At 63.4% G+C, this 24,032-nt stretch carries 16 protein-coding genes and 1 tRNA gene; 6 read left to right on the forward strand and 11 right to left on the reverse strand.

Annotation, left to right across the window (positions count from 1 at the left end; all coding sequences use genetic code 11):
• Nucleotides 1–89 precede the first annotated feature (89 nt).
• From J8F10_RS06710 to J8F10_RS06730, 5 genes are all read right to left on the reverse strand, one after another.
• Nucleotides 90–163 (reverse strand) — tRNA-Arg (locus tag J8F10_RS06710).
• A 686-nt stretch (nucleotides 164–849) separates the two neighbouring features.
• The gene (locus J8F10_RS06715; RefSeq protein WP_210653078.1) at nucleotides 850–1,485 is read right to left on the reverse strand and encodes an HNH endonuclease; all 636 of its coding nucleotides are present in this window, start codon (nucleotides 1,483–1,485) and stop codon (nucleotides 850–852) included.
• 228 nt (nucleotides 1,486–1,713) lie between these two features.
• Entirely contained in the window at nucleotides 1,714–2,868 is a 1,155-nt protein-coding gene (locus J8F10_RS06720; protein WP_210653079.1) for an McrC family protein, read from the reverse strand.
• Nucleotides 2,865–4,337: a hypothetical protein gene (locus J8F10_RS06725; RefSeq protein WP_210653080.1), complete on the reverse strand. Its 1,473-nt coding sequence runs from the start codon at nucleotides 4,335–4,337 to the stop codon at nucleotides 2,865–2,867. The genes J8F10_RS06720 and J8F10_RS06725 overlap by 4 nt, the downstream gene beginning before the upstream one ends.
• Nucleotides 4,338–4,443: 106 nt before the next feature.
• Nucleotides 4,444–7,059, reverse strand: a complete 2,616-nt coding sequence (locus tag J8F10_RS06730; RefSeq protein WP_210653081.1) for an McrB family protein — start codon at nucleotides 7,057–7,059, stop codon at nucleotides 4,444–4,446.
• Between the two features lie 480 nt (nucleotides 7,060–7,539).
• On the opposite strand from J8F10_RS06730, the gene J8F10_RS06735 reads away from it, so the two are divergent.
• Nucleotides 7,540–8,292: a UDP-2,3-diacylglucosamine diphosphatase gene (locus J8F10_RS06735; protein WP_210653082.1), complete on the forward strand. Its 753-nt coding sequence runs from the start codon at nucleotides 7,540–7,542 to the stop codon at nucleotides 8,290–8,292.
• Here the strand turns inward: J8F10_RS06735 and J8F10_RS06740 are convergent, their stop codons facing one another.
• The 6 genes from J8F10_RS06740 to J8F10_RS06765 all read right to left on the reverse strand — a co-directional run bounded on the left by J8F10_RS06740 (nucleotide 8,293) and on the right by J8F10_RS06765 (nucleotide 16,441).
• A complete protein-coding gene (locus tag J8F10_RS06740) occupies nucleotides 8,293–9,699 on the reverse strand; it encodes an MFS transporter (RefSeq protein ID WP_210653083.1) in 1,407 nt (468 codons plus the stop codon).
• 340 nt (nucleotides 9,700–10,039) lie between these two features.
• Nucleotides 10,040–10,417 (reverse strand): hypothetical protein, encoded by a 378-nt coding sequence (locus J8F10_RS06745; protein WP_210653084.1) that lies wholly within the window; start codon nucleotides 10,415–10,417, stop codon nucleotides 10,040–10,042.
• Nucleotides 10,418–10,543: 126 nt separating this feature from the next.
• Nucleotides 10,544–11,443, reverse strand: a complete 900-nt coding sequence (locus tag J8F10_RS06750) for a Rad52/Rad22 family DNA repair protein (protein WP_210653085.1) — start codon at nucleotides 11,441–11,443, stop codon at nucleotides 10,544–10,546.
• A 522-nt stretch (nucleotides 11,444–11,965) separates the two neighbouring features.
• On the reverse strand, nucleotides 11,966–13,936 hold the full coding sequence (locus J8F10_RS06755) for a phospho-sugar mutase (protein WP_210653086.1): 1,971 nt from the start codon (nucleotides 13,934–13,936) through the stop codon (nucleotides 11,966–11,968).
• A 75-nt stretch (nucleotides 13,937–14,011) separates the two neighbouring features.
• Nucleotides 14,012–14,371, reverse strand: coding sequence for a hypothetical protein (locus J8F10_RS06760; protein ID WP_210653087.1), 360 nt, complete (start codon nucleotides 14,369–14,371; stop codon nucleotides 14,012–14,014).
• A gap of 108 nt (nucleotides 14,372–14,479) precedes the next feature.
• Nucleotides 14,480–16,441 (reverse strand): serine/threonine protein kinase, encoded by a 1,962-nt coding sequence (locus J8F10_RS06765; protein WP_210653088.1) that lies wholly within the window; start codon nucleotides 16,439–16,441, stop codon nucleotides 14,480–14,482.
• Between the two features lie 329 nt (nucleotides 16,442–16,770).
• On the opposite strand from J8F10_RS06765, the gene mnmG reads away from it, so the two are divergent.
• The 5 genes from mnmG to J8F10_RS06790 all read left to right on the forward strand — a co-directional run bounded on the left by mnmG (nucleotide 16,771) and on the right by J8F10_RS06790 (nucleotide 24,007).
• Complete coding sequence (gene mnmG, locus J8F10_RS06770; RefSeq protein WP_210653089.1) at nucleotides 16,771–18,606, forward strand: tRNA uridine-5-carboxymethylaminomethyl(34) synthesis enzyme MnmG; 1,836 nt, start codon at nucleotides 16,771–16,773, stop codon at nucleotides 18,604–18,606.
• 616 nt (nucleotides 18,607–19,222) lie between these two features.
• Nucleotides 19,223–19,804, forward strand: coding sequence for a response regulator (locus tag J8F10_RS06775; protein WP_210653090.1), 582 nt, complete (start codon nucleotides 19,223–19,225; stop codon nucleotides 19,802–19,804).
• Nucleotides 19,805–19,922: 118 nt separating this feature from the next.
• On the forward strand, nucleotides 19,923–21,602 hold the full coding sequence (locus J8F10_RS40270) for a sensor histidine kinase (protein WP_210653091.1): 1,680 nt from the start codon (nucleotides 19,923–19,925) through the stop codon (nucleotides 21,600–21,602).
• Between the two features lie 468 nt (nucleotides 21,603–22,070).
• Nucleotides 22,071–22,808, forward strand: a complete 738-nt coding sequence (locus tag J8F10_RS06785) for a ComF family protein (RefSeq protein WP_210653092.1) — start codon at nucleotides 22,071–22,073, stop codon at nucleotides 22,806–22,808.
• A gap of 212 nt (nucleotides 22,809–23,020) precedes the next feature.
• A complete protein-coding gene (locus J8F10_RS06790) occupies nucleotides 23,021–24,007 on the forward strand; it encodes a DUF1573 domain-containing protein (protein WP_210653093.1) in 987 nt (328 codons plus the stop codon).
• The last annotated feature ends 25 nt before the right edge of the window (nucleotides 24,008–24,032 follow it).

Below are 24,032 nucleotides of genomic sequence, written 5' to 3' on the forward strand. Positions count from 1 at the left end.
TAGGGTACGGTTTCATCCCTTTCCTCTGGCCGCACCATCGAACGCCGATGGGTAAGCGTAACTGCTTTGCCGAGTGGGACTTGTATCAGTATGCCCGACAGGAGTTGAACCTGTAACCTTCGGCTCCGGAGGCCGACGCTCTATCCAGTTGAGCTACGGGCACGTGTGCGTCAAAAGTCTCTAACTCTCCCAGATTTTCCACTTTTCTAAGTGTGTAGCCAGCACTTGTGAGATTTTACTCTCTTTCGATCCCGTTTCAACCCTATTGGAGACAGAACGACAGAACGGAGACGAACACCGCCTCGCCGCGAAACCCCTAAACGTTAGAGGAAAGGCGAATCCATTTAGGTCGCGATCGGCGTCACACGCACTCATACCGACCAGCAAATTCGGGAGAGTTTGCTGAGTGGCAACGGCGCGCGCCGTGCGGCTCGCAGCCCCGGCATGGACGGCTTTGCTGCGGTCGCGAAAGCTTCGACTCGTGCGTGGTCACTTCTCTCCCGGAACTGCGAGCCGCACGGCGCGGTCGCTCGTCAATGTTCGCCGCCGGAACCCGCGGCACATCGCCCGATCCGTGGTTCCGAGTTCCACCCTGTGGGGCACGTGCCGAATGAGAAACGCGATCACTCGCGCCTTCGGTGTTAGGTCCGTCGCGGCCGTCATGGGTCTTGGGCAACCGCTGGACCCGGGACTCGGGCTCTCCGTACAGGCTCGGACCCGCCACCAGGTGCAGTGCCATCAACTCGGCACAAGAACTCAGAAAAGACGAAGCCCGCGCGCCACATCAGGTGGCGCGCGGGCCGTGTGGGTCATCCATTTCTCAGGGCAGTTAGCTATGCCCTACCGGTCTCACTTTAGTTCGACGTTCCAGTAGGCGTTGTCGATGAACGACTGCCACGACTGGTACTTCTTCTGCGTGAGCTTGAGGTTCAGCATCGGGCTGCGCTTTGGCTTCTCCGGCTTGCGGATCAGCGTCATGTTCGCCTGCCGCGGGGTGCGCCCGCCCTTGCGCACGTTGCAGTCCACGCACGCGCACACGATGTTGTCCCAAGTGGTTCCACCGCCCTGGCTCCGGGGAACAACGTGGTCCAGTGAGAGTTCCGTCGTCGGGAACCGCTTGCCGCAGTACTGGCACTGGTTGTGGTCGCGGGCGAAGATGTTCCGCCGGTTGAACTTCACCGTCTGCTTCGGCATCTTGTCGTAGCTCATGAGCCGGATGACGCGCGGCGACAGCAACTCGGAACTCGTGGTGCGGATCCAGTCGTCGTCTTCCTGCCGGAAGTTGGCGGCGCGGAAGGCGCTCAGCTCGGCCCACGACGCGAAGTCGTAGGTCGAGAACTGACCCTCTTCCATGCTGACAACTTCGGCGAGGTTCTTGCACAACAGGCAGAACGCTCGGCGGACCGAGATCACGTGTACGGCCATGAACGTCTTGTTCAGCACCAACACGCTCGAGTCCAGGGCCGAGTAGGAGCCGACATTCATAGCGGAACGGCCTTTCTCAGTAGGACAGCGCGGCCGGTCGGCGACGTACCGAGCGGTCCACTCGTCAAGAGGAGAGGCGCGAGCGGGCGATCAGGTTCATACCTGACACCATCATAGCCGGTCCAAATTCGGTCCCGCAAGGGCCGACAAGCCCTCTTCGTGAATGGTTTCACATGAGCTTCACGCGGCGCCGGTGCATCCGATACTCGCGCAAAAGTTGGACCGTGGTCACTCGCGCCGGGTGTCGCGTGCGAGTTTCGCGATCGAACTGGCGAGGTCCGCGGACTCCCCGACCACGCGGACGCGGTAGCGCGACACGCGCACGCGGCCGTCGGGAGTCGTGAAGTGCGTGCGTGCATCGGTACGGCCGGGGTACACCAACCCGACCCGGCGCGCGCCCGTGATGGTGGCGTAAGCGAGCACCTGGTGCAGGTCGCTTGCACCAAGAGTCGCGGTCTTCCACTTCGCATCCAGCACGACCCGCGCAGCGCCGTGCTTGCGGAGCACGATGTCCGGTTGAAGTGTTGTGGGACCGAGTGTGAAGCCGGGTTGCGCTTCGACGCGCCACGACCGGTGCGGTGCGAACTCGCGGTGAAGGGCGTCGGTGAGATAACGCTCGAAGGCGAGGCCGAGATCGAGCAGGAATGCGCCGCCCGTGTTCCCGAGCGGATCGGCACTCGCGAGGCCGTTCAGGATCAGTTGGCACACGTTGAGCAGTGGGCCGTATTGGGCCGCACGCGGTTCTGCACGGGCCGTGGTAAACAGAGCTTCGGTCACGGGGCGGTCGGACACGCCGGCGAGCGGTGCTACTGCAACTTGTACTCGTTGGCGGAGGGCGAGTGGCAGTTCCGTGCGACAGAGCAGGGCGGTCGCGGTCGCTTTGGGGATCTGGTTCCACGGGGTGTTCAGATCGAAGACCGGTTCGTTGATGTAGAAGCGATCGGGAAACGCGCGGGCCGCGGCGTCTCTCATCTGGTCGGCTGCTCGGAGTTTCCCGCGCAGGAACGACGAAACACTCTCGACTTCGCTGTACCCCGCGACCAAACCCGGGCGCGCCACTTCTTCGAGCCGGTCCACGAACTCGGTCGTGAGCACGGCCAGCAGATCGGTTTCGGGGGCGTGGGTGGCTCCTGCCGCTTCTGGCGACAGGCCGAGAAGGAGACGCAGGTTCGGCCACGGAATCTTGGGCCGGATGACGTACCGCGTTGTGGGACCGGTGAGGAAGCCAACGAACCCGCGGGGCGTGAGCCGGTACCGTCCGCGCTCGAAGGTGGGTACGAGGTCGATGAGGTGGCGCGCGTGGGCTAGAAGGAAATCGACCTCCACGCGCGGGAGGCGCCCCGCGCTCGGTCGGCGCTCGGTCAGCGTTACCGTGGGTGTCACGGGTCGCGTGGTTCCTCTCCGGGTAGCCCGCGCTGCTCGGGCTTCCACACCCGGTAGCCGATTCCAGTTCCGGGTTCGCCACCCTGGAAGTCGGTGTGCTGTGTCTCGAATTTGAAGGGCGCGTTGGCCCAGAAACAGTATACCGCGATGCGGTCCGGGAAGACGCGGTAGGTGATCGGTTTGCCGTCGAACGGGCTCACGGGCACGGACGGTAAGAACGCCGGCGTGAGTTCGGCCAGATCGTTAGGCCACCGCCCGTTCTTGATCCGGTAGCGCTCGCAGGCGACGCACGTCGCGGCGGAGAGCAGGTCCGCGCGGCTGCGCAACCCGGCTTCGGCGATCTTTTCGCACGCGGGCGTCAGGAGCCGCGTGACGAGGTAGCGGAACTCGTCCGGTGGGCCTTTCGGGATCTCGACCCTCTTGATGGCGGCGAGTTGTTCGTGGGGCGGCAGTTTCGACGCCTCAACGAACGCGGTACTGATCTGAAGAAATTTCGCCCGGTCGCCCGGCAAGAGGGCCTTGTACATGCGGAACGCGGCAAAGTGTTGCGGGCCGGGAGTACTGGTCGAGGCGTACCGGAAGGCGTTTTCGGGCGGAATTGTGCCGTCTTCCAGCCCGAGAAACAGTTTGTCGAGCAGGGCTCTTTCGCCGCGCATCCCGATCTGGAACCACGGCACGTCGGCTTCGGCGAGTAACTCCGACTGGAACTCCGCGAGGCCGTCCGTGGGTTCGCTCCACGCGAGCACCTGCATACCCGTTTGTGCCCCGACCTTCGCGCACGCGATTCGCACCAACTGTGAGACGAGTATTGGCTCGTCGCCGATCGCCCGCGCCGCGCCTAGGGTCGCGCGGGCGGACGAGATCCCGCGGTTCGGGTTCTTTTTGCGCGCTGCGGCGAGGTACCCATCGTACTGGAGCAGCGACGCGACCTGGCGCGCTTTATCGAGGTGCGGGAGCAGGGTCGCGATCGGATCGCTACTGATGGTGAGCGGGAAGGCGCCGGCGCGCTTGTCACGGAGCGCCAGTGCTTTCGTGCGGACGATCAACGTGACCTGTTCGACGGTCTCCGCGCTGGTGATCGCGTCGGGGGGCGGGAGGTGGTTGTCGATGGTTTGGAGCCACCAGCGGTTCGCGTCCTCGGACTTCTGCCACTCGCGGAACTCGTGCGGGATCTCCGCTGCGCACGCACTTACGACGGACGCGGCGTTTTCTTCCCCCTTAATTTCGTTCTTCTCGCGCTCCGCGAGGATCGCGTCGAGGCGCCAGTTGGGGTCGTCCGCGTCGAGGCGGTTCGTGGCCGCGTTCAACTGCCGTTGCCCGATGCGGCCGACCTGCCACCGACTCACGAGCACGACGAGCGCAATGACTGCGAGGAAGCCGAACCCCCACCGCGCGAGTTTTCGCGCCAAGCGGACGCGCGATCGCGGGGTCGGGGGGGCGAAGTCGTCGTCCGGGTCGATCTCGGTCACGAGCGTGTCTCGGGCGGGGGAGAGTGGGACCAGATTGAGACGCCTCTGCGGCTCAACGATTTCGCCCGCACGAAGAATCACGGCCGCCCGTCACACGTGACCCCGCCTATGAATCGGTCACGGGCTTCAGCTTTCGGCGCTTCTCTGCGCCGGCGGTCAACAGGCGCTCGGGCGCGTAGTCCTTCAAGCGGTCTTCGCGCCCGCCGAGGTAGTCGAGCAGTAGCGGACGAACGTGGTGCTCCCACACGGCCGTGAGCTTCTCGTTGTCGAGGTCCGGCACCATGAACAGGCTGTGGCCGACCTGCTTTTCCGGGCCGAGGTCGCGCGCGAGTCTGCGGTTCAGCTCCTCGAAGAGTAGAACGACGCGCGGGGTGAACGTCGAGTCCGGCGGGTCCACACCCGCACGCGATTCGAGCCACGACGCGAGGATCGCGGCGTCCGCGGGCATGTCCACGAACGAGAACCGGCGCCGGAGCGCCTGATCGAGCGCGACCGCGGAGCGGTCGAGTTGGTTCATCGTCGCGAGCAGGAACAGGTTCTCCGGCAACCGGAACGGGCGCTTCGAGTAGGGCAGGGTGACGGCTTGGTCGCGGTACTCGAGCAGGTAGAGCAGTTCGCCGAAGATGCGCGGCAAGTTCCCGCGGTTGAACTCGTCCACGATCAGAACGTGCGGTTCGCTCGGTCGGCTCGCGGCCTGTTCCGCGAACTGGCACAGCACGCCGTCTTCGACCGGGAAGGTGACTTCAGTCTTGCCGTTGACCTCGGCCCCGCGCGCCCGAATCCCCTCGACGAACTCCTCATAACTGTACGCGGGGTGGAACTGCACGAGCCGCACGCAGTCGGCGCGGTCGCGCGTGAGGAGCCGCGCGAGGCAGCGGGCCACGTGCGTCTTTCCGGTGCCCGGCACACCTTGAAGCACGAGCTGTTTTTTCAGCCGCAACAGACTCAAAATGCGATCGAGCCATACCTCCGAGAGGAACGTTTCGCGGTGGAACGAAACGGGGTCATAGATCGGCGCGTCGACCGGTACGCCGGCGCGCGTGGCGAGGAGCGGGCGCGGATCGACCTCCGCCGCGCACGCGAACGCCGGGAGCAAGCGGTCGAACGTGAGGAGGATTTCTCCCGTAAGTGCGTCCTGGCGGAGCAGGGGGGACGACGGGTCGAGTTCCTTCCCGACTGCGATCGTTTTGTGAACGGCCCACGCGCGAAGGTCCGCGGCCGACTTCACCGCGACTTCCCCGGAAAGGTCGTCACCGGTCCAGAAGTGGCACTCGTTGAAGGCCGTACCGGACTGCAGCGCGCGGAAGATGGACTCCGCGTGCTCCTGGATGTTTCTGCGGAACTGCTTCCCCGCGTCACGCGCCATGCGGCCGAGGTGGAAGCCGTACCGCACACCCTCCGCGGCGACGCGCACGAAGAACTGTGCATCGGCCCGCTTGTTTGCCTGGGCCTTGCGGTAGAACGTGATCCACTGAACGGTTTGATACGGTCCGCTGCGGCCGAAATCGTTCTTGCAAATGCTCGTGACGGCGCGGCCCGTTTTCGCGTCACACTCCAAATCCCAGCCGTATTCGCGGTTCAGCACCGGGTGAATGTAGCGCTCCGCGACGGCCGTACACAATTCGACCATCGGCTCGCGGAGCACGAACTGGTAGCGCTCGCGGTGCTCGGCCATCCAGTCTTTCGCGTTCGTTTGCTCGAGTTCGTCGAGGAACGCGAACGTGTCCGAACAGAAGCCGTTGAAGTTGCCGTCCCCCGACTCGGGTTCTTCCGTGTCCGCGACCGCGAGGACCACGTCCGCGAGTTCGAGCGGGTGGACGCGGAACTGCTCGCGTAGAACCGTGGCGACCTCGCACCACAATCGCGCGCGCTCCTCTTCAGGGAGTGCGACGGAATACGCATCGTCGAGAAGTGCGAGCGCGGTTTCCCAGCGCGAATCCGGGAACGCTGTGCGGAATGCCGCGAACGCGGTTGCGTGATTGCCGGCCCGTGCCGCGGTCTGGAACGCACCGATTGCCTGAGCCAGTTCTTCCGAGGTCGCGCGGATGCGCTTCTGCAGCGGGAACCGTGAGCGCACTTCACGGATCGCCTGTTCGATTCGCTCGGGCGTTGCGGCCCACGTGAACGCGCCCGGTTGCGCGCCCGCGGGCGGTAACTCGCGCCCGTCGGTGCGCGAAACGCGCTCGAGAAACTGCGTGACATCGGCGGCTGTGAGGTCCGGTGCGTGTTCGCGAACGACTTCACAGGCGCGACACGCACCATCGAAGCGTGAACGGACGTCGGGGGCGATCTCTCGCAACAATCCCAACCGAAGGAGCCCGTTTTCGACGGCGGGGCACCAAACGGGCACGAGATCCGATTCGGCGTTCGCAACGACCGCGGACCAGAACCCCGGACCCAACCCGGCGACGAAATAGACCCCGCCCGGACTCGCGCACCGCACAACGCGCTCGGGTAGTGGGGCCGTTGCGCGGAACAGGTGGTTGAGTGCGTAGCGAATGAATCTCACGCGCCGGGTAAGGGCTTCCGGGTGGAAAACGACCGGGAGAAACAAACTCGCGACAGAATTGAGAGCGGAGGTGAGCTGGTCATCGGTCGCACTGTCGAGAAAGGCGACGGTTAACTTGGGCGTCGGGGTGTGCGGGAGCGCAGACCGGCTGGCGCGGAACGCGGTCAGCAGTGGCGCGAGTGGGAATACACGAGTACGGTTTCCAGGCGGCATGAGCCGGTGCCCGAGTGCGAGGACAACTCACCGAGTGGTATAGATCGTATCAGATTTAACGAATTGGCCGAGGTGGGTTTGTGAACTTGCGGACCGGTAACTTTAACCTTGAGTCAACAAATGTGATCGATGAAGTGAGAAACAAAAAAATCCCGCCGGAGGTCACTACAGCGTCGCCCATTCACTGTAGGTACCAACCGGCGGGACAGTGGAATAATACCTCGGGTTCTGTCCGCGTGCAACCAATCGTGTCTGTTTTTTCTGCTTGGTTATCCGACAGTGTCGGCGATTCGGACAATTAAGCTGTCTGGGATGACTTATTGAGTCTCGGTCTCTCGAGTTGAGTGGGCCGGTTCTCCGGGCTATTGCGCTCAGGAATTCGTGTTCTCGCAAAGCCTTCATCTGGTCTACACTGCGGGACAATCTGGCGCAGCTATGACGGTAGTTTAGGGGAGCGCCCGCCGCACCTTGGAGAGTCCCGTGCTCGACGCCGTTGTCATCTCCGACATCCACCTCGGCAGCCCGAACTGCCAGGCCAAGTACCTCGTCCACTTCCTCGCTGAAGTGCGGAGGGGGGAACTGCGGGCGAAACAACTGATCCTGAACGGCGACGTGTTCGACTCGATCGACTTCCGCAGGCTGAAGAAGCACCACTGGAAGATCCTGTCCGAGATCCGCAAACTCGCGGACCAGATGGAAGTCGTCTGGATCAACGGGAACCACGACGGCTCGTCGGAGGTCGTGTCGCACCTGCTCGGCGTGCGCTGCGCTGATGAGATCGTGGTCGAGAGCGGGGACCAGAAACTCCTGTTCCTGCACGGGCACCGGTTCGACGAGTTCATTTCGCGCTACCCGTTCATCACCTGGGTCGCGGACCGCATTTACAACTTCCTCCAGCGCATCGACAAATCGCACTCGTTCGCGAAGTTCGCGAAGCGCCGGAGCAAGACGTTCCTCCGGTGCGCGCAGAAGATCGAACACGATGCGGTGAAGTACGCGACCAAGTTGGGGTGCTCCGTGGTGTGCTGTGGTCACACGCACCTGCCGGTCGCGAACACTTCGGGGGCCGTTCATTACTTCAACAGCGGGTGCTGGACCGAGAAGCCGTGTCACTACCTCACGGTGCAGGACGGTGTGGTCACCGTGTGTTCGTACACCGAGGAAGTTACCGACGAGATCCTCAACACGGGCGAACGGGTCGAGCTGCCTGTGCCGCTTTCGTCGGTCGCGTGATTACCGCGTCTGTTCTTCCTCGGCGGTTGTGACCGGCTCCGCGTGATCCTCGATCGGCTTTGTGGGGTCAATGAGCAGCCAGAACCCGACGCCGATGAAGTAGACGATTCCGTACATCGTGAAGCAAATCAGAATACCCTCCGTGCCGGGGTAGTGCTTCATGATTAATCCGGTGACGAGGAGCGTCGAAACCGCACCGACAAGGTTCCCGAACATGTTCATCGCGCCGGACACGGTGGCCGCGTAGTCGCGCCCGATGTCCTGGCACACGGCCCACGCGGGCGCCATAATGAGGTCGTTCATGAACCCCATCAGTACGAGGAAGAACGCGAACAGGAACAGGTTGTCCGGGTCCGCGAGCTTCACCCCCGCGGCGGCGAAGTAGCACACCCCGGCCCCACCGTAACCAATCATGCCGAACAGCCGGCGCCCCCACTTGCGGTCGCCCGTGCGCCGGATGTAACGGTCCGAAAGCGTCCCGCCGAGTAAGCAGCCGAACATCCCGATCAGAAGCGGGCACCCCGCCAGCAGCGCGACCAGGAGTTTGCCGCCGGTGGTGTCGGTCCAGCTCTTGAACTCGGTCTGCATCGTGCGGGGAAGGAAGTACATCAGGAAGTACCAGCAGTAGTTCGTCACCACGTACATGAAGCAGATCGCCCACAAGTTCCGCGACCGTACCAGTTTCCCCCACGGCACGCGCACCTGTCCCTTCGTCTCGATGCGGCCGACATCGATCTCGGCGCGCTCCGCTTCGTTCACCAACGGGTGCTCGGACGGCTTGTTGCGGAACACGAGGTAAAAGACCGCGCACCACAGCGCCGCGACGCCCGCGAACAGCCACATCGCCTCGCGCCAGTACAGCCCCGCGAGCGACTTGTCGGTGAGCAGAATCCAGAGCATCGGCGTGAGCCCGCCCATGAACCGGGCGGACATCCAGATGATGGACTTCGCGAACCCGCGGTCCGCGGCCGGGAACCAGTTGTAAAGTGCCTTCGCAATGTTCGGGAACGCTCCGGCCTCACCCACTCCGAAGAAGAACTGGATCACAATCAGCGCGGTGAAACCGAGGTACACGCCGCCGAGGTAACTGGTTCCGACGAAACCGGTTAGCCCGACGAACAGCGACCACCACAGCACCACGCGGAGCAACGTGGAGCGCGGGCCGCGCGTGTCCCCGAGCCAGCCCGAAGGGATCTCGAACATGGCATAGGCCAACTGGAACGCGATCAGCACCCAGAAGAAGTCATCCTCTTTCACCCCGAGGTCTTCCATGATCGCTTTTTTCGCACTGCCGTTCGCCGCTCGATCCATGTACGTAATCATGGCCAGCAGGCAGAGCAGGAAGAGAACCCAGTATCGCGTGCGCGTCGGCGGCTGATCGGGGACGGGAGCGGGAGCAGCGGTCATGTGGAGAACCAGCGGGAGAGCGGCGGGAAAGTGTCTTACTGTAGCCGACCGCGCGCGCGACGCGAAAGGAAAACTGCTTGCCCCTCAATGCTTCGGTCCCGTAAGCTCGTACCTGTGCGTCGGGTTACGCCGGTTGAGTTAGCGGTTCCTGCGGCGCTACGCCGCGGACGGGTTGAAGTGCCGAGCAGATGAGGTAAGGCCGGTTCCGGGCCTTAACAGGTCCAGACCCGGGACGGCCGTGCGACGGATAGAAAGTAGCTCCGGCGATGACCGCGCGCAAAACGCCCCCGGGCGCCACTCAGAAGGTGGCGCCCGGGGGCGTTTGCTGGGTCCGAAGCGATTACGGCTTCTTCGGTTCGGATACCTGAACCACGCCGACCTTCCCCTGAAACGTCGCTACCGAGAAGGATTGGGTGTCCGACTTGCAGTTCAGGTTGCCGCTCCAGATGGACGTTTTCGTATTTGCGGCGTCGACGATTTCGTAGCTCTTCACGCCGGCCACACTTTGGAACTCGCGGAACGATTCGCCCGCGAGCAACTTGATCGGCTTTCCGCGAACGAGCTTCCCGTTCACAGTGACCACTTCCTGAACGACGACCGCCTTGTTCGTGTCGTTCTTGATCGTCACCCAACCGGCGTCTGCTGCGCTCGCGAACGTCGTCATCGCGGTCAGCAGAGCTGCCGTGAACGCGAACAGTTTAGAGCGGATGGGTAACATGGGGAGCAGCCTTGCACTTTACAGCGCATTGGCCAGCTGAAAGCCAGCAACGCCATTCTCACCGAGTAACGCTGGTCCGTGCAAGACTTGCGCAGAAAATCTGCGAGAAAAACCATTCGGCGCAAGTTACGCCGCGGTGCGAGGTTCCGGCCCCCCCTGTCGGGCCGCTTGGTCGAATTTGCGGACCGTATCGACCGCGAACTGGATCGCCGGGCCGGTCCAATCGCTCATGTTCGCCGTGTACCCCGCCTTGACTCCCTCTTGAGTGACGTGTGCCAAAAGTGCCCCGACCGGGCACAACTTCTGCGCTGCGAGTTTCGCATCGTACTCGCGCAACCGGCGGTGCAACTCCTGCCCGTTTGAAGGTAGGTTTGCCGCCTTTGGTGCATCCGCTTTCTGCGGCTCTTGCTTTGGCGCTTCGACCTTCGGAGTTTCGGCTTTCGGCGCTTGCGTCTTGGTGACCGCTGGCACGTCAACCTTGGATACATCGGGCCGGGCCGGTTCTTTCTTCGGTTCGGTCGCGACGAATCCTGAAGGCGCGGGCTTCGCGCTGGCTTGGGGTTTTGCTTTGGGAATGGCGAACGCTGGTAGTTGCGGTGGTTGCACGATTTGCTTCTTCACCGGGTCGTACTCCACCCATTGCGCCGGGAGCCGGTACAGGTAGCGCCCGATACCGTACTTCACCGCGGCGCGCTTCAGGGCGTCGCTGAACGCGGCCTTGAGGCGGTCACCCATGTCGGGTTGCTCGCTCGGTGACCCGACATCGGTCTTCGTGATCCACCGCTCGCCGAGTTTGCACCGGAGCCGGCACATCACGGAACCGTCGGGCAGAATCTTGTACACGTCTTCCCAGTTCTCGACCCCGAGCACCTCGTCGAGCCGGTCCTGGATGAGCCGGGCATCGATATAGGCCATCGCGAGACAGCGATTGTTTTTCACCATCTGCGGTTTGAACTTCACCTCGCGCGGCTCGAACGGCGCGGCGAGCGCCGTGGTGAGTGCGAGCATTTGCGGGTCGCGTTGCATTCCGGTATTTGTGGACATATTTTCCCTTTCAAAACTTGAGGTGTTGGTATACTATACAGGTGTGATTATAACGATTGCGATGTCCGTTGTAGAACGCGAGCGATTCGGTTGGGGAAATGGCGACGACTTTGCCAACTAGTGGCACGCACATCGATCCCTGCGCGGTGAAACTGGCGCGCGTTCGGAGTGTGACGATGCCGCGTTTGCGGGTCGAAATCGGGGTGAAAATCGCAGATTTGTTAGCGATTGTTAGCCGTCACACCGGGCTGGTCGGGGAGGGGAAATTGCCGATGGGCCTGAAATCTTAGCGTTCGGCGCGCAGGTGATGTCGAGACACCATCCGAGACGACCCCGGGGTCGAAAATGTTAGCAATTGTTACCCACGATCCTGAAACGAGCATTTGCGCGACGGAAAATATCAGCGCAAAAGCCCCCGTCACAGTTTGATAAAGCCCGACTTCAACGAAGATCATGCGCCCGGGCATTTGCACAACGAGCGAACCGCGTTCGGACGCTTGGGTCTCAGCGACTCAATTTGTCCGCGCCGGGGCCGGGCGTTTGGCCAATGGTCGCGAGCGCGTGGGTCAGAAAGTCGGTCGCGATTTTCTGCACGCGAACGTCGATTGCCGCGCACGCGGCGTCCCAGGCGTCCTGTGGGGTGCCGGCTTTCCACGGCTGCCCGGACACTTCGATGTACGCCTTGGCCTTCGGCTCGGTCCCGCTCGGACGCAGGCACACTTTCGCCGCTTGCTCGTTGCGACCCAGACGGAAGATGAGGAAGTTTCGCGCGGCCTTGTCGGTGTCCCCCTTGAACGGCCCCATCCGACCGTCGGGGTCTTGCAAGTCCTCGAAGCTCGTGACCGGAAGGCCGCCGATCTCCTGTGGTGGGTTCTGGCGCAGCGCGTCCAACATGCGCGCCATGTTGAGCTTCCCCTCCAGGCCGGTCAGCACGATGTTCAGCAGTTCGTTGCGGAAGTAACCGAACTGCCGGTTGAGGTCGTCGAGGTAATCGACGAGCGTGCGCCCCTGGCGCTTCTGGTAGAGTGCGGCTTCGGCGAGCAGCAGCGCCGCGCACGCGGAGTCTTTGTCGCGCACACCGGCGGTTGCCATGATCCCGTGACTTTCCTCGGTGGCAATGACGAAGTCCGCGACCGATCCTCGCACGTCGCCGTATTGACCGGTCGATTCGAGTTGCCAGAGTGCGTCCGCGTGGTACTTGAAGCCCACCAGGAGGTCGCCAATCACCTGGGCACCGAACTGCCGGCCGATGCGCGTGACCTGTCCCGTGGTCACTTCCGTCGTGATGACGATGGGCGCTGCGGGCAACGAGCCGGAACGCGCCAGTTGCGCGAGCTTGAAGTGCGTGAGCAGCGCGGCGAGTTCGTTCCCGGTGATGAACCGGAACGTGCCTTTGCCATCCGGCGAGCGGTTCGCCATTGCGCCGAGCCGGTCCGCGTCCGGGTCGGTGGAGATGATGAGGTCCGCGTGGCGCTCGGTGCCCACGCGCTCGGCCCGGTCCATGCACTCCGGGATCTCGGGGTTCGGGGTCTTCGTCACGTTCGGGAACTGGCCGTCGGGCGTCGCCTGTTCGGGCACCGGAATCGGGCGGAACCCTTGTGCTTCCAGCACCTCGCCCGCACAGAACCCGCCGCACCCGTGCATCGGCGTGAACACGACGCGGAGTTCGTCGGCCTTCGGCGACCCGAGCACGCTCTCGTGCCGGCACAACTCGATGAACGCGCGGTGCGGTGCGTCGTCCAGGAGCTGCACCTTTCCGGCCCGCAGTGCGTCCGCGAACGGGATGTGCCTGATGACCGCGACCTCGTCGACCATCTCGCTCATCAACTGGTCTTCGGGCGGTACGAGCTGGCTCCCGCGGTCGTCGTAGAACTTGCTCCCGTTGTCGTCCGGCGGGTTGTGGCTGGCGGTCATGTTCAGCCCGCCGTGCGCGCGGAGGTAGCGGATCGTGAACGACAGTTCCGGCGTCGGGACGTAGCGCTTGCTGTCGGGCGGGAGAATCGCCGCCTGGATGCCGTTGGCCGCGTACACGCCGGCCGCGTGCTGGCAGAACTCACGGCTGGAGAGGTGCAGCACGGGGTTCGGGAGCGCGGGGTTGTAGACCTTCCGCTTGTCCTCGAACTGGCGCACGTCGAACGCGAGCACCACGCGCAGCGGCGAGACTCCGGGGAAGCGCTGGCGCAGGTATTCACAGTGCCCCTGCACGCTCGCCCCGAGCGTCCAGAGGTTCATGCGGTTCGGCCCAATGCCGACCGACCCGCGGCGCCCGCCGGTGCCGAACGGCATCACCTGATAGAAGGAGTCGAGCAGAGTAGACCAGGCCCCGGCCTGGCAGAGGCTCTCGATCTGCGGCCGGTACGCGGCGAAGTCGGGGTGCGTGAACCAGGTATTGAGGTTGGTGAGCGCCTTGTCTTTGAGAGCGGCATCGGCGTCGATCCCGGCGAACCCGGCGCGGGCCTGGGAGATAAGGTCCATGAACGTGCGTCCTCGCGGCGAACAGAAGCGGCCGGAGAGAACTTTACCGGCCGCCCCTCGCGAAGACTACTGCATTCACACCGCGTCTTCGGACAACGATTGCCGAACTACCATCATGCCCGGCGGGGGATTGGTATGAACGTTAATCGCGTGGTCGAGGTGCGGGGGCGTTCCGCCGTCGGCGGGGTCGACAAAGACGTGGATCTCGTAGACACAATTCGGTTGAAGGCTGGCGCCGGGAATCACAAGGGTGAATCCCCCCCCACCGTTCGCGGGGATACTGGTCGTGGTCGGTCCCGGTGGGGCGGGGATGGGGGTGAAGACAACCTTGTATCGGAGGTCGCTTCGGTTGGTTGTAACGGTCACCGTGAGATCAGCGCCGGACAGTACGAATGCGTTCGCGAGTGGGGCAGTGATGCGGGGTGTAGCGGCCACACCTCCCGAGCCTGTCGCCGCTGCGGTCGTCGGAGCGACTTTTGCACTCGCTTTGGTCGGTTTCTTTTTACCCACTGGAGGGCAGCCTTTCTGAAAACGCGGGACTTGTTACGGGTTGAGTTTGGAAACGGTCAAATCCTTCACGACACACTGACCGCTCATGCAGAAGATTCCGATGCCCGAGCCGAAAGGGGGTGGGGCGAAATTGTAGCCGGGGAATCCGAGATTCTGCTGTTTTTGGAAGTTGGCGCAGCGATTGAGCTGCGACACTGCGTCGGTGTCCTGAAGTGGTCTCAGGGGCATACCGTCAACGCTCGCGCGAACGGCATCGGGACGCACGTCGATTACCACACGCGCGAAACGCACGGTTTCGCGCTTCCCGTTGCGATCCCAATCAACCAAGTTGTCGTTGTGGGGTCGCGGCGAGCCGTTTTCGTTGCGTTGCCACCAGTACAGCTCGATGGAATTCCGGAGCTTCCAATTCATGGGCTTATTGTCATCCGGTTTCGCCCCCATTCGGATCGGTTTATTCTCGTTGGTCCGGTTCTCGATTTCAGGTTGGACACCGGCCCAGACGAGCGATTCGTGCTTGAATGGCAGGCCTCCCCAAACGCGGCGCCCGACGTAAACACCGCCCCTAGTCGGTGGAGTGTCTTGAAAGATGACGGCCACGTCCGCTTCGACGCGGTGAGGAAAATCGAGCGACTCTTGGGAGAGGCTCGCGGTTCCCACTACCGAGTTCGCGAACGTGTGGTAGCCGTCGATCGTGCCCACTTGGAGTTCGTGCCCCGGCTCGTGAGTGAGTGCTTCGAGCGGCAGACCTTTTTCGTTGGTCAACTTCACCTTTTCCCCACCGGCGACGCGCTCCGCGATGGTCTTCGGCGGCTTCTCTGGTTTCGCAGGGTCGCTGAACAGTGTGGCGAAGGCCACGAGAGCCATCGCGCTGCACGACATCAGCACTACGCGATCGCGCCGCGGATGCTTGGAGCGACTTGGTTGAGGCGGGGCGATCGCGACAGGAACGCTGATTGGTTTACCGTCGAGCCAACACTCAAGGTCGTTCGCAAGGGCTGCCGCGGTCGAGTAGCGGTCCTCCGGTTTCTTCGCAAGGCACTTCGACACGATCGCTTGGAGTTCGGCCGGTACGTCGGGCGAGAGCGCGGTGACCGGCCGTGGTTCGGCCGTGCGGATGCAGTGGTAGACGTCGGTGATTCCGTCGTCGACGAAGGGCCGTTGCCCGGTGAACAGTTCGTACAGGGTGACCCCGAGCGCCCATACATCACACCCGGCGTTGTAGTCCTTTTTCTTGCCGAGGGTTTGTTCGGGCGACATGTACTGCCGCGTACCGATCGGATGGCCGGTGTGGGTGAGGTCGGAATCGTCGCCGATCCACTTCGCAAGGCCGAAGTCCGCGACCATCGGCTCGTCGTCCGGGCCGAGCAAGATGTTCAGTGGCTTGAGATCGCGGTGGAGAATGTCCTTCGCGTGCAGCGCTTCAACCGCGCGCGCCACCTTGACCATGAGCCGAACCGCGGCGCGGAGATCAGTGCGGACGCGCTCGAGGTGCTCGTTGAGCGTGCCGCCGGGCACGAACTCCATCGTGCAGTAGGGGAAGTCGTGCCACTCGCCCGCGTCGTACACGGGCACGATGTTCGGGTGCTTGATGGCCGCGAGCGCGTGGACCTCGCGCACGAAGCGCTCGCGGGTGATGTCGTCGTTGCCGCTGGGGTTAATCAACTTCAGGGCGACGAGGCGCCCCGTCGCGGTGTGCGTTGCCCGGTAGACGACGCCCATTCCGCCGCGCCCGATGAACCGTTCGACGACGTACCCGGGGATCGGGGGCAGTCGCGATGCACGTACTTTGGCCACGTTTTCGGTCGATTCGGGCTGTGTGATCCGGCCCGGCTCGTTCGGTCCGGGTGTGGATACGGCCGGGCGCGTGAGGGCCGGCGGGCGCGGGTCGCGTTCCACGGGTCCACCCGGCGCAACCCACCCCTCGGTGGCGCGGTACAGGTCCGCAGATCGCTCCACTTCCGGGTCGAACTGCGTCGCGGTGTTCGAGTTGGGCATAGCTACGTGTGCGATCGGGATAAAGTCACGCGCTCGCGGCGCGACTCACGGGTACGACTCCTTCAAAAACAAAAGCCGGTGGAGACACCGGGTTCGCAAATGCGGACCGCGGATTTACGTCCGGCTCGGGCATGGGGCAACTCTGGGTACGGGTAACGCCCACATAATACCCGAAGCGCGGGTGCTGTGAAGTATTCGCTCGGTGAAATTATTGAGCACCTGCACGAACGCGGCCGGACCGAAGATCGAACCCCGTGGTGGTCAGGTGCGTCGATTTTCCGACGCTATCATGAACGGAAGGTCTGTCGGCGATTTTTGGCGAGGCAATTGTGAGTACCCTGGAATACCGATTCGATGTCGTGGTGGTTGGCGCCGGGCACGCGGGCACGGAGGCGGCGATGGCCGCAGCGCGCCTGGGGCTCAAGACGTGCCTCCTCAGTATGAACGCAGACGCGGTTGCACAAATGAGCTGCAACCCGGCCATCGGTGGCGTGGCGAAGGGGCAAATTGTCCGCGAGATCGACGCTCTTGGCGGCGTGATGGGGAGGTGCATCGACGCCAGCGGGATTCAGTTCCGCGTGCTGAACGCATCGAAGGGGCCGGCGATGCACTCGCCGCGCGCTCAAGCCGACAAGAAACTCTACCAGTTCACGATGAAGCGGTGGGTCGAGGAGCAGGAACACCTCACACTGCGCCAGGAGCTCGTCGAGGGTCTGTTGCTGGAGGAATTCACTGACTCTGGTTCGGCCGCAACCAAGCGTGCTGTCGGTGTCGTGGCGCGCGGCGACACGCGCTATCTGGCGCCCGCGGTCATTCTGACCACCGGTACGTTCCTCAAAGCGATCATGCACACCGGTGAGGCGAAGACCGTCGGCGGGCGCGCCGGCGATTCGTCCGCGGAGGGTATGAGCAACAGTCTCGCCGAAGCCGGGTTCGAGCTGGCGCGATTCAAGACCGGCACCCCGTGCCGGATCAACGGGCGCACGATCGACTTCACGAAATGCACCGTTCAACCGGGCGACGACACTCCGCGGCCGTTCAGCTTCAGTACCGAGAAGATCACGGTTCCGCAGGTCGTGTGCCACAGCACCGAGACGACGGCCGCGGTCCACGACATCATCCGCGCGAACCTGCACCGCGCTCCAATGTACTCGGGCCAAATTTGCGGGCGCGGGCCGCGCTACTGTCCCAGTATTGAGGACAAGGTGGTGCGGTTCGCTGACAAAGATTCGCACCTCATCTTCCTGGAACCCGAAGGGCTGAACACGCGGGAGTATTACTGCAACGGTATTAGCACCAGTCTCCCGAAAGACGTCCAAGCCGAAATGCTGAAGCGCATCCCGGGCCTAGAGAACGCGGAGGTGATGCGCTGGGGGTACGCCGTCGAGTACGACTTCGCCCCACCGACGCAACTTCACCCGACGCTCGAAACCAAGCCGGTCGCCGGGCTTTACTTCGCCGGGCAGATCAACGGCACCACCGGTTACGAAGAAGCCGCGGCTCAGGGACTGATGGCCGGCCTGAACGCGGCTCTCAAGCTGAAGGGCGAACCGCCGCTCGTACTCGACCGGAGCCAGGCGTACATCGGCGTGCTCCTCGACGACCTTGTGACGAAGGGCGTGGACGAGCCGTACCGCATGTTCACCTCTCGCGCCGAGTACCGGCTCCTGCTGCGGCACGATAACGCCGACCGGCGGCTCACCCCACTGGGGCGACGGGTCGGGTCCGTGAGTGATTCCGATTGGGAGCGCTTCCAACGGAAGGAGCAAGGAATCACCGAACTTCAACACACGCTGAAAACGAACCGCAGCGACGGTGACAACCTCGCGACGTGGTTGCGGCGCACCGAGGTCGAGTGGTCCGCGGTCGTCGCGCGCTTGCCGGGGCTCGCTGAGTGGGACAGCAAGCCCGATGTCGTCGAGCAGGTCGTTCTGGAGGCGAAGTACAGCGGCTACATCGATCGCCAAGCGGCGGAGGTCGAGCGCTTCCAGCGGCTCGAGCACCGCCGCATCCCCTCTACCTTCGACTTCGCCGCAGTCCACCAGCTCCGGCACGAGGCGCGCGAGAAGCTGAGTCGAGTGCGCCCCACAAGTTTAGGTCAGGCGAGCCGCATCAGCGGCATCACCCCGGCCGACCTCGCAATGCTGTTGCTTTATCTCGATTGAGCCGTTATGGGCCGCTTGCCCGTTGGGGAGAAGCCGGGTAACCGGCACGACCCGCGGGGTCGGTCGCGGACTCGCTGACGCGCACCACCCGCACAGGTCTCACGGTTCCCGGCCCCGCTCCGCGGAAAGCTGGCAAAATCGTGTGGGCTGCGGTAAGTGGGGCGTCGATGATTGACGCGACCGAGTCGGCAGGAGCCATCATCTGGTTCACGGAACAGGAGCCGCGATTCGTTCGGGCGCGGGAGCGCGTGACGGGATAGCCTGGGGAAAGTGTCCGGGTCACAGGGGCGGAACTTGGGTCGGGCGTGAACTTCACCCCGATTGCGGTAATTCCACCCCGTTGATCGGACAGCGACCTTAGGTATGATGGGGTGAGGCAGTCGCAGCCGCTCCGTCTTGCACCGTCACCGTGTCGCTTCACCCCGGATCGTTCGGCTGTCTTCCCCCTCCTGCGCCAGTCTGTTTCGCGCCACCAGCGCGGAACGGAGTGCGGCGCGGCCAGATGTCCTGCGTGAGTCACGGACGAAATGTTTCGGTCCGCAGCCCGGCTCGGTCGTTCGGCCGTGCGCGGATCTCCCCCATGCGAGCCGGCTGAGCCGGCCAGGTGGATGCGCGTATGAAGACGGTGTTCACAACCGGCGAAGCGGCGAAGATCTGTAAGGTTTCGCAGCAGACCATCATCCGTTGCTTCGACAACGGACAGCTCAAGGGGTTCCGCGTTCCGGGCAGCAAGTTCCGGCGCATCCCCCGTGAAGCCCTGTACAAGTTCATGAAGGACAACGGCATCCCCACGGACGCCCTGGAGAGCGGCAAGCGCAAGGTGCTGCTCGTGGACGACGATCTCGAACTGGTCGACGTCGTTCACAAGGCGCTCCAGGACGACGGCCGCTTTGAAGTGCGGATCGCGTCCAACGGGTTCGACGCGGGCATGATGGTGAAGGACTACCGTCCGGACCTCATCATCCTCGACGTGATGCTGCCGGACATCAACGGCAAGGAAGTGTGCCACCGGGTGCGCGCCGACGCTTCGATGGAAGACGTGCGGATCATCTGCATCTCCGGCATGATCGAGGAAGACAAGGTGCAGGAACTCAAGCTCGCCGGGGCCGACGAGTTCATTCACAAGCCGTTCGATGTGGACCACCTCATCGAGAAAATGTGTGCGCAGTTGGACATCGAGACCGGTGTTCTGGCCTGAAGTTGGTCCGGGCGAACGGCCGGCGCGAGCCGGCTGGTGAGTGCTTAGCGCGCCAGGATGCCTCAGCTTTCACTAGCCGGCTCGCACCGGCCGTTCGTTTCAACCGAGGAGTGCTGCTGTGCCAGGGAAGGCGGTGGGTCGGACCGCGGCAGGGTTGCCGTGGCTGTGCCCGAACACGGATAGCCTGATCCGGCTCGCCGATGCCCCGGCGGGTCTCGCACGGCCGTCTGCCGCCGACGGGTTCGTCGATATCGGTCTGTTGGCCTTTCTGCTCCGGTTCGCACCTCCGGCTCCTCAGCCGGAAGTGGGTTTGTTTTGTCCGTCCGCACTTTCCGTGGCGGCACTCCCTGATACCGCTGCCGCGTACCTCGCCGCCACGCCGAGCGGTTGGGTGAACCCCGATTCGGAAGTCGCGAAACGGTGCCGCGGATTTTGCGCACGGGCCAGCGCATTTGCGCGGGCGCTTGTCGCACACACACGCCGGGCCTGTGCCGATCGTTCCGCCGCGATTCTGGCGCTCGCGCCTCTGGGTTGGCTCGCGGTATCGGCCATCGATCCCGGCGCGGCCGGGGAGCCGTTGCACGACCCCGGTTCATTGCCAATCACAGACATTCAGGCGGAACTCTGGGGGCTGAACCAGAACGCGATCGCCCGCCGGCTCGCGAACCGCTGGCGCATGCCCGATTGGATCGCGCCCGTACTCGGCAACCTGAATTTGCCGCTGGTCGCGGTGCGGGCCATCGTTGCCGATATTGATTTGTTTGTTCTGGCACAGTTCGCGGCCCTGGAAACTGAGCGCCGGGAACGTTCGCTCGGGCTTACCGCGGGTGCGGACCGAGCCGCGCTGCTCAAGGAACTTAAACTCGACGACGCGACCGTTGGCGACCTGTGGGCGGCGTCCGCGTCGCAGGCGGAACCCGCGCTGGCGCCGACCATCGACCCGAACCCGCACAAGGTTCCCCTCGTTGCGAACCTACTGAAGATGGCGGGGGAGAGTCGGCGCCGGAATGGGGCTGCCCTCGTCGTTCGACTCGAAGATAAACTCGACGACCTGCACCGCGCGGTCGCTCAGGTCGGTGGCGATGCCGATACCCGGGCGCGGGACGCGAAGCTCGCCGCGCTCGCGGAACTCGCGGCCGGTGCCGGGCACGAGATCAACAACCCGCTCGCGGTCATTTCGGGCCACGCGCAACGACTGTTTCGCACCGAGCCGGACCCGGAGCGCGGCGCGGCACTGCAAACGATCATTCGCCAGACGCAGCGCATTGCGGGAATCGTGCGCGACCTCATGTATTTCGCCCGCCCGTCGCAGCCGAAGCCGCACCGCAGTACCGCGGCCGAACTCGTGAACGCGGTACGCGACGAACTCGCGCCCTTAGCGACGGAAAAGTGCGTCCGTTTGGAGGTGGGCACGGTTCCGGCCAGCGCCTTCGTTCGGTGCGATCTCACGCAAATCAAGCACGCCCTCGTCGCGGTCGTTCGCAACGGCATCGAGGCCGCGGGCGCTGATGGGTGGGCGCGGATCAGTTGTACCGATGGTGACGAAGACTACGTCACGTTCGTTATTGAGGATAGCGGGCCGGGGTTGAGTGCCGCGGCGCTCGAACACGCCTTTGATCCGTTCTACTGCGGGCGCTCGGCCGGGCGCGGGCGCGGGCTGGGGCTTCCCACCGCGTGGCAGCTCGTGAAGCAAAATGGCGGTGAAGTGCGCCACGAACTCACCGATGGCTCCACGCGATTCGTTGTCGTCGTGCCCCGATCAATCACTCTCGAGTTCCTCGACAGGCAGTCGGCTTAATAGATCGTAATTTCTTGTCAATTCAGCAGTTGCGTCAAATTGGCTAACAAAAGCTAACATTTCGGCCCCTTAAAGGGCCACTCGGCACATTGCAACCCCCGAGACCGCACGAGCTGCTGGAAATCCCAGTCAACATGTGGAGTTTCGCATTTTCAATGGGCGGCTCCGTCCCCACAAATTGACTGACATCGGCTAACAATTCTGCTCCAAATCCGTCTTCACCACAGTTGGGGCAAAGGACGTCAGAAGCGCGCTTCTTCGGCATTGTCCGGGGTTAGTGGAATTATAGGCAATTGTATACGGAAATCCACTAAAATTTGAGTTGCCGCGAAAAATTCACCCACTTTATTGACGCTCGCGATTCGTGAACGCCCGGTAACCGCTTGCAGGCGCGCGTTTCTGCCATTACCCTCGAAGTGTCGGTTCTCAATTCGCGATCGGATTTTACCCGTTTAAGGATGCTGGTCCATGTTGCGCGTCGTGGCGGATCTCGCCCGCAACATCGCCCAGTTGGTTTATCCGAACGAGTGCCTGATTTGTGACGCCCGGGAGAACGAAGCGGGTGCGCTTCGGCACGGGCTCTGCAGTGACTGTCACCGTGCCGTGACCACGGACCCGTTCCCGGTGTGCCCGTGGTGTGCTCAAACGGTGGGGCCGCACACCGATACCGCAAAAGGTTGTGGGGAGTGTCGCGGGGTGTCGCTCGGCTTCGAGCGGGCAGTCCGGCTCGGCCCTTACGAGGGGAAGCTTCGCGACGCGGTGTTGCGCACGAAGGTTCTCGCGGGCGAAGGGTTGGCCGATCTGCTCGGGCGCACGTTTGTGGAGGCGCGCGGCACCGATCTTGCGACTGTTCCGGTCGACCTGGTGTGCCCCATACCGCTTCACTGGTGGCGCAAATGGAGCCGCGGTTACAACCAGGCGGAAGCAATCGCCCGCGAACTCGCGTCAGGGCTGGGGGTGTCGTTCGATCCATCACTGCTCATACGAATTCGGCACTCCACACAACACACACAAGCGTCGCGCACGGCGCGGCTGGAGAACATGAGGGGCGCTTTCCGGGTGCGCGCCGGCGCAAGACTGGTGGGCCGAACTGTACTGCTCATAGATGATGTGATGACCACGGGAAGCACGGCGAGCGAGGCCGCCCGGACGCTTCGAGCCGCTGGTGCCGATCGCGTGGTGGTCGCAGTTCTGGCCCGACGGTAGGAATCGTGCGGGTCGGAGTGGTGAAACAGGGACGTGCGCTCGTAACGAGTCAGCGGGTCGCGCCGGAAGCGGCAGCCCGCGGCCATAATTCGGACGGCTCTCCGGCCCGGTTTGCTGCTGAGGTGACGGGCCGGAGTGTGATACCAAATAGGTTAAGGATCGCGGCACTCCGGGGGGTATGCTGCGGTCCCCTTAATGGGGGAGAAGAGGATATGACACGCTTTGTTTTGGGCCTTGTTAGTGTGCTGGCGTTCAACACACTCACACTGGCCGGTCCGGGCGACCTGTTCACTGAAAAAGAAAAAGACTTCGGCGTGAGCCCGAAGGGGACCGTCCTGGTTCACTACTTCCGGTTCACCAATACGACCAAAGAAACCATCACGCTCGGTCAGCCGCGCGTTTCCTGCGGGTGCGTGACCCCGGCCCTCACCACGACCCGGCTCGCACCGGGTGAATCGGCCGCCGTGATCGCGTACATGGACACCAAGCGCATCCCGAACGCGGGCATCACCAAGACCGTCCTGGTCTATGTCCCGTTCACGTCGCCGGGGTTCGAGGAAGTCGCACTGAAGGTCACGACCGTCACACGCGACGACCTGATGATGTCGCCCGACACGCTCGCCTTCGGGACGGTGACGAAGGGGAAGGGTGCGAAGGTTTCGACGAAGGTTACCTTCACGAGCGACGCGAACTGGACCATCAACAAGGCGACCAGCACCGGCGGGTTCGTAAACGTCGAGGCGAAGCTCAACTCCCGGAGCGGCAGCATCGTGACCTACGACGTGACCGCGACGCTCGACAAGGAGTGCCCGGCCGGTAACTGGACCTCGGACATCTATCTGGAAACGTCGCACACGGCCGTCGCGAAGCTCCGCGTCCCGGTGACGGTGACCGTCTCCGCGGCGGTGGCGGCTTCGCCGGAAATTGTGGCCTTCGGCAACGTGAAGATGGGCAGCGCGTCCGAACAGAAGGTGACGATCCAGGGCACGACGCCGTTCAAGATCCTCGAGGTGAAGGGCGCCGACGATCAACTGTCGGTGAAGGTGGACAAGGACAGTGCGAAGCCGGTCCACACCGTTGTCATCGCCGCGAACCCGGCCGCGGCCGGCGGGTTCACCCGGACCGTCGAGATCGTGACGGACAACAAGGACCAACCGTCGATCATTGTGCCGGTGACCGCCAAGGTCGTGAGCAAGTAACCGGTTGTTGGTGAGTTCCGCAAAA

It is taken from the genome of Gemmata palustris (assembly GCF_017939745.1).
Taxonomy (GTDB): domain Bacteria; phylum Planctomycetota; class Planctomycetia; order Gemmatales; family Gemmataceae; genus Gemmata; species Gemmata palustris.

Coding starts and splice junctions, on each gene's coding strand:
- J8F10_RS06745 (WP_210653084.1), bottom strand. CDS start 10,417: ATGTTACCCATCCGCTCTAAACTGTTCGCGTTCACGGCAGCTCTGCTG.
- J8F10_RS06740 (WP_210653083.1), bottom strand. CDS start 9,699: ATGACCGCTGCTCCCGCTCCCGTCCCCGATCAGCCGCCGACGCGCACG.
- J8F10_RS06730 (WP_210653081.1), bottom strand. CDS start 7,059: ATGCCGCCTGGAAACCGTACTCGTGTATTCCCACTCGCGCCACTGCTG.
- J8F10_RS06790 (WP_210653093.1), top strand. CDS start 23,021: ATGACACGCTTTGTTTTGGGCCTTGTTAGTGTGCTGGCGTTCAACACA.
- J8F10_RS06765 (WP_210653088.1), bottom strand. CDS start 16,441: ATGCCCAACTCGAACACCGCGACGCAGTTCGACCCGGAAGTGGAGCGA.
- J8F10_RS06785 (WP_210653092.1), top strand. CDS start 22,071: ATGTTGCGCGTCGTGGCGGATCTCGCCCGCAACATCGCCCAGTTGGTT.
- J8F10_RS06755 (WP_210653086.1), bottom strand. CDS start 13,936: ATGGACCTTATCTCCCAGGCCCGCGCCGGGTTCGCCGGGATCGACGCC.
- J8F10_RS06715 (WP_210653078.1), bottom strand. CDS start 1,485: ATGAATGTCGGCTCCTACTCGGCCCTGGACTCGAGCGTGTTGGTGCTG.
- J8F10_RS06750 (WP_210653085.1), bottom strand. CDS start 11,443: ATGCAACGCGACCCGCAAATGCTCGCACTCACCACGGCGCTCGCCGCG.
- J8F10_RS06775 (WP_210653090.1), top strand. CDS start 19,223: ATGAAGACGGTGTTCACAACCGGCGAAGCGGCGAAGATCTGTAAGGTT.